Source organism: Fictibacillus sp. S7 (assembly GCF_004127935.1).
GTDB classification, from domain to species: domain Bacteria; phylum Bacillota; class Bacilli; order Bacillales; family Fictibacillaceae; genus Fictibacillus_C; species Fictibacillus_C enclensis.
The window spans coordinates 15,485-27,550 of the sequence record NZ_QJKL01000001.1 but is presented as its reverse complement, the minus strand read 5'-3'; the positions used below and the strand labels follow the sequence as shown (position 1 = coordinate 27,550).

At 44.4% G+C, this 12,066-nt stretch carries 12 protein-coding genes and 1 other annotated feature; all 12 genes read right to left on the bottom strand.

Translation table 11 applies throughout. The features are described 5' to 3' along the window. Positions 1 to 286: 286 nt before the first annotated feature. Positions 287 to 2,218, bottom strand: a complete 1,932-nt coding sequence (thrS, locus tag DMO16_RS00125) for a threonine--tRNA ligase (protein WP_129474657.1) — start codon at positions 2,216 to 2,218, stop codon at positions 287 to 289. Between the two features lie 75 nt (positions 2,219 to 2,293). Further along, positions 2,294 to 2,519: a binding site (T-box leader), on the bottom strand. 53 nt (positions 2,520 to 2,572) lie between these two features. After that, on the bottom strand, positions 2,573 to 3,412 hold the full coding sequence (ytxC, locus tag DMO16_RS00120) for a sporulation protein YtxC (protein WP_061972534.1): 840 nt from the start codon (positions 3,410 to 3,412) through the stop codon (positions 2,573 to 2,575). 108 nt (positions 3,413 to 3,520) lie between these two features. Further along, positions 3,521 to 4,177 carry an amino acid ABC transporter permease gene (locus DMO16_RS00115; protein WP_061972533.1) on the bottom strand — a complete coding sequence of 219 codons (657 nt, stop codon included), beginning with the start codon at positions 4,175 to 4,177 and terminating at the stop codon, positions 3,521 to 3,523. Between the two features lie 26 nt (positions 4,178 to 4,203). Continuing rightward, the gene (locus tag DMO16_RS00110; protein ID WP_061973031.1) at positions 4,204 to 4,965 is read right to left on the bottom strand and encodes a basic amino acid ABC transporter substrate-binding protein; all 762 of its coding nucleotides are present in this window, start codon (positions 4,963 to 4,965) and stop codon (positions 4,204 to 4,206) included. Between the two features lie 181 nt (positions 4,966 to 5,146). Next, the gene (gene mqnC / locus DMO16_RS00105) at positions 5,147 to 6,253 is read right to left on the bottom strand and encodes a cyclic dehypoxanthinyl futalosine synthase (RefSeq protein WP_061972532.1); all 1,107 of its coding nucleotides are present in this window, start codon (positions 6,251 to 6,253) and stop codon (positions 5,147 to 5,149) included. Positions 6,254 to 6,402: 149 nt separating this feature from the next. After that, a complete protein-coding gene (locus DMO16_RS00100; protein WP_061972531.1) occupies positions 6,403 to 7,191 on the bottom strand; it encodes a glucose-1-dehydrogenase in 789 nt (262 codons plus the stop codon). A gap of 15 nt (positions 7,192 to 7,206) precedes the next feature. After that, positions 7,207 to 8,058: a GRP family sugar transporter gene (locus DMO16_RS00095; RefSeq protein ID WP_061972530.1), complete on the bottom strand. Its 852-nt coding sequence runs from the start codon at positions 8,056 to 8,058 to the stop codon at positions 7,207 to 7,209. Positions 8,059 to 8,177: 119 nt separating this feature from the next. After that, positions 8,178 to 9,116: a primosomal protein DnaI gene (gene dnaI, locus DMO16_RS00090; protein WP_061972529.1), complete on the bottom strand. Its 939-nt coding sequence runs from the start codon at positions 9,114 to 9,116 to the stop codon at positions 8,178 to 8,180. 14 nt (positions 9,117 to 9,130) lie between these two features. Continuing rightward, positions 9,131 to 10,501, bottom strand: coding sequence for a replication initiation and membrane attachment family protein (locus DMO16_RS00085; RefSeq protein WP_129474655.1), 1,371 nt, complete (start codon positions 10,499 to 10,501; stop codon positions 9,131 to 9,133). 93 nt (positions 10,502 to 10,594) lie between these two features. Next, complete coding sequence (gene nrdR, locus DMO16_RS00080; RefSeq protein ID WP_061972527.1) at positions 10,595 to 11,056, bottom strand: transcriptional regulator NrdR; 462 nt, start codon at positions 11,054 to 11,056, stop codon at positions 10,595 to 10,597. Positions 11,057 to 11,131: 75 nt separating this feature from the next. Continuing rightward, complete coding sequence (locus DMO16_RS00075) at positions 11,132 to 11,527, bottom strand: cytosolic protein (protein WP_129474653.1); 396 nt, start codon at positions 11,525 to 11,527, stop codon at positions 11,132 to 11,134. 88 nt (positions 11,528 to 11,615) lie between these two features. After that, positions 11,616 to 11,999 carry an adenosylmethionine decarboxylase gene (speD, locus tag DMO16_RS00070; protein WP_061972525.1) on the bottom strand — a complete coding sequence of 128 codons (384 nt, stop codon included), beginning with the start codon at positions 11,997 to 11,999 and terminating at the stop codon, positions 11,616 to 11,618. Between the last annotated feature and the right edge of the window lie 67 nt (positions 12,000 to 12,066).

The window sequence follows — 12,066 nt, the reverse complement described above, 5'->3', positions numbered from 1 at the left end:
TTTAAAAAGCTGCACAGCCATCGAGGGGGTTGATCTTCGTTACAGGTGACTCGCTTTCCGCGGGTGGGCGCTGAGCCTTACCGGCGTAAACGCCTACTTTCTCGTCGCAAGCTCCTGCGGTAACGGCGCGAGCGCCTCCTTGGTCTCATCTGTCCCGCTTATCCCGCTGGAGTCTCGCCACCTTGCACTTCGATCAACTAATCAATGAGGCACTTAAAAAATTCCTCACGCCAGTAAATTTAGAAGGACAAAAAAGAACTGCGAATCACTTCGCAGTTCTTTTTTGTTAACCTCTTTTGTTTACTTGTTGAAGGATGCTTTCTTTGAATGTTTCAAAAGCTACGGTTTCGGACTTTTGCTCTCCGTATTTACGCACGTTCACGGTCTGGTCGGAAATCTCCTGATCACCGAGTACGAGCATGTACGGGATTTTCTGCATTTGAGCTTCACGGATCTTGTAGCCGAGTTTCTCATCACGGTTGTCCACTTCCACACGGATACCTTCTTCAAGCAGCTCTTCGCTCACCTTTTTCGCATATTCTTCGTGTACAGAAGAAACCGGAATAATTTGAACCTGTACCGGAGCCAGCCATACAGGGAATGCTCCCTTGTATTCTTCAATCAAGAAGGCAACAAAACGTTCCATCGTGGAAACGACACCGCGGTGAATAACGACTGGGCGGTGATCCTTACCGTCACGACCTTTATACGTGAGGTCAAAACGCTCAGGCAAATGGAAATCAAGCTGTACAGTGGACAGCGTTTCATCTTTTCCAAGCGCTGTTTTCACCTGTACATCGAGTTTCGGGCCATAGAACGCCGCTTCGCCTTCCGCTTCAACATAATCAAGATTCATGTCTTCCATTGTTTCTTTGAGAAGCGCCTGAGCTTTTTCCCACATCTCGTCATTGTCCACATATTTCTCTTTGTCTTCAGGATCGCGGTAGGACAGACGGAACTTGTAATCCGTAATGCCAAAATCCTTGTATACTCGCTGAATAAGTTTTACCACACGGATGAACTCATCCTTCAATTGGTCCGGGCGGGCAAAGATATGAGCATCATTCAGTGTCATGGAACGGACACGCTGAAGGCCAGCCAGTGCTCCGGACATTTCATGGCGGTGCATGGTTCCGAGTTCTGCGATACGAATTGGCAGATCGCGGTAGCTGTGCATGCTGTTCTTAAACACCATCATATGGTGCGGGCAGTTCATCGGACGAAGCACGAGCTGTTCGTTATCCATTTCAATCGCAGGATACATATCTTCCTGATAATGATCCCAGTGGCCGGAAGTTTTATAAAGCTCTACGCTTCCAAGGTGAGGAGTGTACACATGGTCATAACCAAGCTTAACTTCAGTATCCACGATATAGCGCTCAATGATGCGGCGAATGGTTGCTCCCTTAGGCAGCCATACTGGAAGACCTTGTCCGATTTTTTGAGAAATCGTAAAGAGATCCAGCTCTTTCCCAAGCTTACGGTGATCACGCTCTTTTGCTTCCTGAAGATAAACCAGGTGCTGATCGAGCTCTTTTTGAGTTAAAAAGGCTGCGCCATAGATACGCTGCAGCATTTGATTGTTGCTGTCTCCACGCCAGTAGGCACCTGAAATGCTCATCAGCTTGAACGCCTTGATTTTTCCTGTGGACGGCACATGCGGTCCGCGGCAAAGATCAAAGAATTCACCCTGTTCATAAATGGTAATGACTGCATCTTCCGGAAGATCACGGATCAGCTCCAGCTTCAGGTGATCATCCAACTTTTCATAGATGGCCAAGGCTTCTTCCCTGCTGACTTCCTTACGGACGATCGGTAGGTTTTCGCTGACAATCTTTTTCATTTCTTTCTCAATTTTCTGAAGGTCTTCCGGAGTTAAAGCTTCCGGCATATCGATGTCATAATAAAATCCATTTTCGATCACGGGACCAATGCCGAGTCTCACGTCTTTGTACAGCCGTTTGATCGCCTGAGCCATTAGGTGGGCCGTGCTGTGCCTGGTCATTTCAAGTCCCTCAGGGGAATCCTGGGGAACGATTTCAATCGATGCATCTTGTTCAATCGGACGGGTAAAATCATATATTACTCCGTTGACTTTTCCTGCTACTGATTTTTTCTTCAGGCTTGAACTGATGGAATCAGCCACTTGCTCGGAAGTAGTTCCTTTCGGATACTCACGAACAGAACCATCTGGAAATGTCAGTTTAATGTCTGCCATGGTTAATCTCTCCTTTTTTTACAATACAGTATGCACGCTAATGATTAATTAAAATACAAAAAACACCCGTCCACAAAAAGGGACGAGTGTTGTACTCGTGGTTCCACCCTTGTTCCGCGGCAAAATATGCGGCGGCACTCGGTCAAGATTTAACGGCTTTGGGCCGTCAGCGACTACTCCTGTTTTTCACCGCTGAAGTTCAAAGGGGGTACAACATTTTTCCGTGTTGGAATGCTTTCAGCCTGGGCATTCCTCTCTATAAACCGTAAAAAATATCACATGTCCTTATCTTTACTCATTTTGGTATCCAATTGATACCTCCATTATAGGCAAGCAGCTCCTCAAAATCAAGAGCTAACTTTGTCGGTTGATCCTGCCATAAAAGGCATGAAGCGGTTTTTTAATCAATCGTTCCTGGAAAATATTCTGCAAGGTATGTACCATGCCATGATTTTCATCTTCCAGATACAAATGAAGGATTTCCGGAGCAAGACCGATACTCGGTCCCAGAACTTCTTGATCCAGGTCTAATTCCTGTGTCAGAACAAGGGCTCTTTCATGCATAAGCTCCAGCATTTTTTTGCTGTACAGCCGGTAATGATTGTCATACAGCTTGAATTCACCGTCATAAGCGACATGAATCTCATCCGTAAGATACGGCTGACTCGCCGCACATTTTCGCAGCTGCTCAACAAATGCCTGATAATCCAGCTCCAGCTTGTATTCATCGATCGCACATTCCACATACACCTGGAGCAATTCGAAGTAATCCTTTAGCCGGAATTGCAAAAAAGACTCGAACGTGAACGACAGCTCTTTCTCTGACAGAATTTTTCTCCAGGCATCCCTCATATGGTAATCACAGGTGTCCAGCTCCCTGACCGCCGGCACATCTTCCCGCTCCTGTTCAATAAACTCTTTAACGATTGCTGCAATTTCCCGCTGCTCCTGAGCGTCGGTAAAATAAAAAAAATGCTCGATAAAAAAAAGGATACGGGATTCCTCCACTTTTTTTCGGGTATATGCGGCCATGACATCTGCGGCGCTTTCCAAATCATATGTTGTGTCCAGCACCAAGGAGTGGTTTCTGCATTCTACAAAGGAAGGTTGAATGTTAAGTGATTTCGCCATCTGCTGCAGTTCCTTTTGTAATTGGTAACACGTTTTTTGATCTGCAAAAATAAGTTCTGCCAACCCTGTCCCTCCCCTAAACACTCGATAATACACTATATGGGACAACGTCGTGAAAAATGAACCCTTTTCAAAGAATATTAAAAAACAGCAGGGTTCCCTGCTGTTTTTTTAGTCAATAGCAAATTTCCGTTCAATAAAGTTCAACAAATGGGTCAGCGTCAACGTAAGGATTAAATAAATAAAGGCAACCGTTAAGAAAGGCTCCCATGGACGGTAGTATTCCCCCATCATCGCTCTTCCCCAATACATCAGCTCTTCTGTTGCAATGATCGCCGCAAGGGACGAATCCTTAATCAGAACAATGAATTCATTGCCAAGCGGAGGAATCATGCGTTTGGACGCCTGGGGTATGATAATATGTCTCATCGTCTGCCGGTGGGTCATACCCAAAGAACGAGCCGCTTCTGTCTGTCCTTTATCAATCGATTGAATCCCCGCCCTGAAAATTTCTGCAATATAGGCGGCTGCATTAAGGGAAAGAGCGGTAATCGCAGAAATAAGAGCAACCGGGGGCTTCATAAACAACGGCATAACCGCAAAGTGAATAAGCAATATTTGTACAAGCAGAGGAGTTCCCCGGAAAAAATTAATGTACCAGATAAATGGCTGGCGGAGAAAGGCGTTGGAAGACATTTTTCCAAGAGCGATCAATAGCCCCATAATGGTTCCAATCACGATGCTCGCTGCCGAAATTTCTATGGTAATCAATGTGCCTTTCAGAAACAAAGGCATGTATTTTTCAATCAGATCAAATTTAAAATCCATCTGTGCCTCCGGTCATTGTGTCAGGTTTATTTTTTCAATGCATCCAGGTTCGGTTCTACTTTAAACCATTTTTTATAGACCTTGGAGTAGGTTCCATTATCAATGACCGTTTTTAATGCTTTATCGATTTTTTTCTTATTCTCGCTTCCTTTCGGGAAAGCAATGCCATAGTATTCAGACTCAAAGTTGGTTTTGTCATCCACCACTGTCAGTTTTTTGTCCGGATTATTTTTGGCGTATTCATCTACCACGGTGTTGTCTGCCACCACAGCATCCACTTCTCCGTTCAACAGGGCCTGGATAGCCAATACGTTGGTTTCATATTTTTTCACATTGGCGTCGCCCTTGCCGAATTTCTTTTCAAGCGCGTCCTGTCCGGTCGTTCCGTTTTGAACACTGACTTTCTTTCCTTTCAGGTCATCCACGCCCTTAATGGGGGAACCTTCTTTGACCAGGATTTTGTTGATGGATTCAAAATATGGAGAGGAGAAATCATAGGTTTGTTTTCGTTTGTCATTGATTGTGATGGCGGAGATGCCAGCCTGTACCTGTTCACTCTTGAGAGAAGCAAACAATGGCTCCCAGCCTGTATTTTTCAATTCGTATTTCAGCTTTGCTTCTTTCATGACGGCTTTAAGCAAGTCTGCGTCAAACCCGACGATTTTCCCGTCTTTCAAATACTCAAACGGTGCATAAGCTGCATCTGTCCCCACCACCAGTTTTTCGTTTTTGCTTCCGCCTTCGGATCCGGATGTTGACTGGCTTCCACAGGCAGCCAAAGCGAGCATACTCAACAATAATAAAAATAAAATGACTTTTTTCAATCTTTTTCCCCCTTAATATATGTATTCTCTTCTATTATAACAAAATTATTAAAAATGAGAATATTCCCATAATTATTTAGGTAAATATGTCGTTTACAAACAAAAAAGCCCGGCCCCTTTGCTAAAAGGCCAGGCTTTTGGTTCATTAGTTTTGCATCACAAAATCTTTTTCGGCGGTTTCTTCTCCATCAAACACACGCAAGGTTTCGTACTTCGTATTGCGCTGGGCCGGAATCTTGCCGGCTTCACGAATTAAACGCAGGGTCAGGTTCGTATTTACTTTATGAGTGGTCCCCGCTGCAGATACCACGTTTTCCTCCATCATCGTGCTTCCGAAATCGTTGCAGCCGTAATGAAGGGACTTCTTGCCCACTTCAGGTCCCATCGTAACCCAGGAAGACTGGAAGTTAGCAATGTTATCGAGGAACAGGCGGGAGATAGCCACGTTTTTCAGATACTCTCTTGGTGACGTCTTTTCCCCTTTTAAGTTGGTATTATCCGGCTGGAACGTCCATGAAATAAAGGCAAGGAAGCAATTGGTTTCATCCTGCGCATCACGGACCCGCTGCAAGTGCATCGCCCGTTCTTCAAAGGTTTCACCAAAGCCAATAACCATGGTAGCCGTGGAATGAAGGCCGACTTTTTTTGCCGTTTTCATGCACTCCATCCATTCTGTCCAGGACCCTTTCAACCGGCTGATTTTTTTTCTCGTCCGGTCATCCAGTATTTCTGCTCCTCCACCCGGAAGGGAATCGAGCCCTGCGTCTTTCAGCTCTTTCAGCACTTCCTCAAGAGTTAGGCCGGAAACTTCAACCATCTTCCAGATTTCTGCCGGTGAAAAAGAGTGCATTGTAATATCAAAGCGCTTCTTAATATTGCGAAGCAGGTCAGTATAATAAGAGAATGGAAGGTTCGGATTGGTTCCTCCCTGCATCAGGATTTCTGTACCACCGACATCAATGGTTTCCTGAATCTTTTGGAAGATCACTTCATCATCCAATACATAGCCTTCTTCGCTTCCCGGCGGGCGGTAAAACGCGCAGAAACGGCAGTATGTATCACAAAAATTCGTGTAATTGACGTTTCTCCCGATTACAAAAGTCGTAATGGGTTCCGGGTGCCAGCGCTTCATGATCACGTCGGCCGCTTCTCCCATCTTTTCCACTTCATCACTTTCATACAGAGCAACCGCATCTTCGACGGTCAAACGTTTGCCATCCAGTGCTTTTTGCAAAATCGCATCAATGCTCATCTATATTACCTCCAGTTACGGAACATCTTATGTAGCATTCTATAATCCTATCATAGTTTTATGAAATTTGTGAAGCAAACAAACAGGCTCGTACCTACACAAAATAAGAGCTCCCTGATCAAGGGAGCCCCATTTACTTCTTATGTGGATTATCCTCTTCCTGCCTGGAAGGAAGGATACAGTGTCATTCCGCCGTCGGCAACAAGCGTATGGCCCGTAACATATTTGGATTCTTTTGAAGCGAGCCAGACAGCTACAGAAGCGATTTCCTCAGGTTCTCCGATATAACCCATTGGAATCAGTTTTTCCACATCCGCCTTTTTTCCAGGATCCGCGAATTTTTCTGCGTTGATCGGTGTATTGATGGCACCCGGCCCTATCGCATTTACTCTGATTTTCTTTGGCGCATATTCCATGGCAAGGGTTTGGGTCATTAATTTTACGCCGCCCTTGCTAGCTGCATAGTGGACAAAATGCGGCCATGGAATGATTTCATGGACACTTGACATGTTTATAATATTACCCTCGATGTTATGTTTCAGAAAGTAATCAATGGCTTCACGGCAGCCGAGAAACTGTCCTGTAAGGTTGGTGGAAATGACTTTATTCCAGTCTTCCAGTGAAAGTTCGTGTGACGGAACCTCATTTTCAATTCCCGCATTATTGATAAATATATCCAGGGTGCCAAACGTCTTCACGGTTTCCTGAACCATTCGCTTAACATCTTCCTCTTTTGTTACATCGGCCTGAACCCCAATCGCATCTCCGCCAAGATCTCTTAGTTCCTGAAGAAGCTCTTCCAGGTCGTTTCCTTTTTCACTCCGGTAATTGATGACTACTTTCGCTTTTTCTTTTGCGAACCTCTGCGCGCATGCTTTTCCGATGCCAGTGGTTGAACCAGTAATAATAACAACTTTTCCTTCTAAATCTGTAAACATATCTTCATCCGCTCCTTAAGATTTTGTAAATCCGAGCATAACGCCGCCCGCAATAATGAGTAAACATCCTGCAATAACAAATATGACCTGCCGCTTCGACTTCTTCTCCTTCAGGATAAAAATCCCGCCTAGAGTAGAAATAATGATCCCCGTCTGGGATAGCGAGAAGCTTGTCGCCACTCCGATTTTGGGCAGTGACAGCAGCAAAGTAATATTTCCTGTGCTCCAAATCAGCCCCGTAATAATGTTTCTTATCGCAAATTTATTAAACGGTTTCCCTGTGAACGTCAGAAGTAAACCACCTACAAACATACCTGCCGCCTGAGGAAGTATGGCTTCCCAGCCTCCGATTTTAAACCAGTTGACTATCACCACATAGCCAACATAGCCTGCTGTTGAAAGCAGGAGAATAAGCAAGCCTTTTTTGGTGTTGCCCCCGCCGGTTTCATTGCTTTTATCCTTAATGGAAGTAAAAACAGCCCCCAATATAATAACCACAATCGCAATAATGCCAACAATGATTTCAGTTTTTGTTTTCCACTCATGAAAAACGAGCACCCCAAAAAGGGTGGTTCCAAACAACTGCATCCCGGTAGAAAGAGGAACAGCTTTGGATACACCGAGGTGATCCACACTTGCAAATTGGAAGCGCTGGCCGACAACCCATAAAGCACCGGATATCACGCCAATTGTTAAGACAAGTGTATTTATTTCGGGAGAGACGATAAAAAATGTAACGATGGAGAAGACCAGGGCGCCGATTGTCATGCCCAGGGTCTGGCTGTATGAATCTCCCCCCAGTTTTTGGCTCACCAGCACAATGCTTCCCCAGCAAACCGCTGTAACTACTGCTAAAAGTATTCCCATATTCATTGATTTCCTTTCTTTCTGCTGATTCTATAGGTAGTAGTATTAGCATCTTCCCGAAGAATCATCAGTTCAAACAAAAAACCTTTGCCAATGATTGACAAAGGTTTGCTTGCTCTTTATTGTAAGGATCTAAAGTTTTTGTCTCCGCCAATAAAAATTGGAACAGTAAGATGGCGGATCCGTTCCATGATTCGTTTTCCCTTTGCCTCCTCGAGGCCCCCTTTTTGAGAGTAGGAAAAATGCTCTTCCAGCATCGAAAAATCATAATTAGAAGAATATAAGGTCGGCAGACGTTCCATCATGCGGTATTGCAAAATCACTCCGATAATTTCGTCTCTGACCCAATTGGTCATGTTTTCGGCCCCGATATCATCCAGCATCAATACAGGAACGGTTTTCAACAGCTCCATTTTCTCATTGAATGATCCATCCGAGAGACTGTTTTTCATCTCCCGAAGAAATTCGGGTGTATGCACCAATAGCGAAGGAATCTGACGCTCTGCCAGCCGGTTTGCGATCGCACCGAGAAGATACGTTTTTCCGACGCCAAATTTACCGTAAAAATAAATGCCTTTGCATTCCTCGCCAGCCGCCACTTTTTTTACAAATTCAGCAGCTGCCCCAATTGCTTCTTTCCGATCCTGATCAATACTGTGCAGGCGGTCGAATGAAGCTTTGAGAATATCCTTTGGAATAAAATAACTTTTAATTAATGCTGTCATCGATTTTTGCTTTTCATCCTGCTTTTTCAGAAAGCATTTCTCATAAAAGATATCAATCTGATTTTTCTCCGCAGTCAGCACAGGCTGGTAGCCCTGCATCAAATTCGGGCAACGTTCCAGGCCCGGGCAGTTGGCGCATTGATGCCTTTCTTTGGAGTACTCATACAGCTTGGTGAGCCCTTTTTCCAGGTTAACTTCATTGATGCCAGGGTTCGCTTCCATAAAAGAAGCGACATACGGATCTTGGAGTACCTGCTGCTTAATACGGTCAAGCTGTCTTCTAAGCTGGTCGTAACCTTCCATCTTTTTTACAGCGTCAGTAATGGATTCCAATGTTGATCCCCCCTTTAAATATCTTTAAGCAAGTTTTCCAGCCATTGCTGATTTTGTTCTTCTTCTTCGTTGATGTTCGGACTGGATTTCTCTGCCGGCACATTCTCGTCCTTAAGCCAGTCTGGCAGCCTCGGTGCCTTTCTTTGTGAGGTATTTCGTTGAAAGGACGTATTTTTCCGTTCCTGCCAGTCTTTGTATTTCTTTTGCTCGGAACGGGCCAGCGCCATGGCTTCAGGAACAGTTTTCACTTTTTTTCTCGCCCAATGGCTGGCGATTTTTTCGACAAATGACCGGGTCAGCTTAAGATCGTTGGTTTTTAATACATAATCGATCAATACGTTCACAACACCCGGTGTCAACTTTTGCTCGAGAATCAGGTAGCTGACAATATTCAAGTCGGCTTCGGCCGGCCTTGTTCCTGATTGATGCTCGAGGAGCTGATAAGGAGAAACCTCTTCAAAGTATTTTATCATTTTCTCTTCTTCCGAAACAGGCTCGCCACTGACGGTTTTCAAACCTTGCGGCTGAGTCCGGAGGGCCATTTGCGGAAGCTGGTTATTGTTTTCAATCCGGTACCATTTCTGAACCTCTTTCCGAAGGTTTTCTTCGGTCAGCTCTCCGTGGATATGGTAGGCACTCTGAATTTGCCGGCTCATTTCCAGTGGCTCCATCTGGTACACATAGGCCAGCTTCACAATCGCTTCCCGGATCGCAGGCGTAATCACCTCTTTTGGAAGTATAAAGCTGGAAATGCTGGAAACCAGTAAATCAAAATCAAATTCCTCTGCCGAAATCTCCAACGTTCTGCCAGGCCTTCGGTCTGCCAGCCTGCCGTTGGCGCCTTCTTGTATTTCCGAATAGGTGCCGGCGGTCATCTCCGAAGGATGAAGGGAGGCAAATATGTCGCTGAACGATGCGGTAACCTCTTGATATTCATCCACTTCTGTTTCTTCCTGCAGAAAATGATCTCTCATCTCGCAATACTTCGTTTTCCCCAGCCGGTTGTACAAATATATATTCAGCACTCCGTCGTTGAAAAAAGCAGCCGGAGAAAGCGGAGTCTGCAATTCATACAGAAAAAACTTTGATTCATTTTCTTCTCTTTTATATGTTTTCAGCAAGCCGATGGCTTCGAGCTTCTTGCGTGCTGCTATAATGTCTTTCAATGAAAACTGGGTGACATTCATCAGACGCTGATGGGTTTGGGGGTTCTCAACCTCCATCTCCGCATCGCACCAGAATGTCATATATAAACTATAGGCAAAAGCCCCTATTAACGGCTGGTACAGCATGGTCAATACTTTGCGGTCTACATCATGAAGATAGCCGCTAAATTGAACCTCATATGTATCCACCGGGACAATTTCTTTCCAGTGTACACTCATGGTTCTCACCTTTCAAAAAGAATTTCTGTTGTTGCAGAGGATTTAGGACCTTTCGATAAAAAAAAGCGTAAAACCGGTTCTGTCTTACGCAGGTTAATGCTCGTCTTTTTTTATTAGGTCCTTTAGTTCCTGAATAAATACATTAATGTCCTTGAATTGCCGGTAAACGGAAGCAAATCGGACATATGCTACTTCGTCCGTGTCTGCCAAATAATCCATGACTTTTTCACCGACTTCCTGGCTGTTTATTTCAGATGCCCCCTGGTTCCGGAGATCTTTTTCTATATTATCCACAATATTTTCAAGTACCTCCAAGGGAACAGGACGCTTTTCACACGCTTTAATGAGTCCGCGGAGAATTTTTTCCCGGCTAAACTCCTCCCTGGTACCATCTTTTTTTACAACTATGAGCGGTATTTCTTCAACGGTTTCAAATGTGGTAAATCGATAGTTGCATGATTCGCATTCACGTCGACGGCGAATCGATCTTCCTGAATGAACGGGTCGGGAATCAAGCACTTTTGTACCGTTATATTGACAGGACGGACAACGCAATGCAGATCAACTCCAAAAATTAATGTTCCTCTACTATAATTCTATCTTAGACAAAAGGAAGGCGGGTGACAAGAATTAATTGTTTTCCATTAAAGATGTTCCGATATATTCGAGCTTTCCTTTTAGTTCTTCGGTTACATTGGCAATGACTTTTTTGCTGTATCCAAAGTCGACGGGAAGGGCAGATTCGGTGGACACATTGAAGTCAATGGCTGTGCGGTATGGTCTTAGCGTGGTTGCGGTTACAACAACGAACGCTTTTCGGGGAGAGGTCACTTGAAAGGAAAATTCGCCTCTTTCCTTGGATGAACCGAGCAGCTTATAATTCTGTTTCTGACGGACTAATTCTTCCAACGCATCCATGACGCTATTGCGGTTTGCCTTAAAATACGGCGTTCTGAGCAAGGGGTCATAATGTTTTTCAGAAGTTTCTGAATTATTTTTCAAAATGTTTTGCAATCGTCGCAGCATGGTCTTCCTCCTCAGTGTTGTTACTTATAGAATAACATGTAAAAAAAGAGGTGCAAATTACACACCTCTTTTTCATTTAACTTTTTTATTATTGATTTGCGGCAACTTTATTTTTAACTTTGACAGGACCCATTCCACGCGGAACCTCTAAATTTTCACGGCTGTTTGCTTCCAATGCCTGTGAAATATAATCAGCAGCCACATTTGGATCAATTCGATCCCCACAAGTGTATACATCAATGCTTGCATAACCATGCTCTGGAAAACTGTGGATTGTCAGATGAGATTCTGAAATAATAACAACTCCGCTAACGCCGTGCGGTGCAAATTTATGAAAAGCCACCTCACGCACCTCTGCGCCTGCTCTTAAAGCAGCGTCAACAAATGTTTCTTCAATAAATTTCATGTCATTCAGCTTTTCACTGTTGCAACCCCATAGTTCGGCAATTACGTGTCTTCCCATTGTATCCATATTAGCATAGTCCCCCTTAAAAAATTTTCATGCCTTCAAGCATGCGGTATTGAACATCTACCACGGG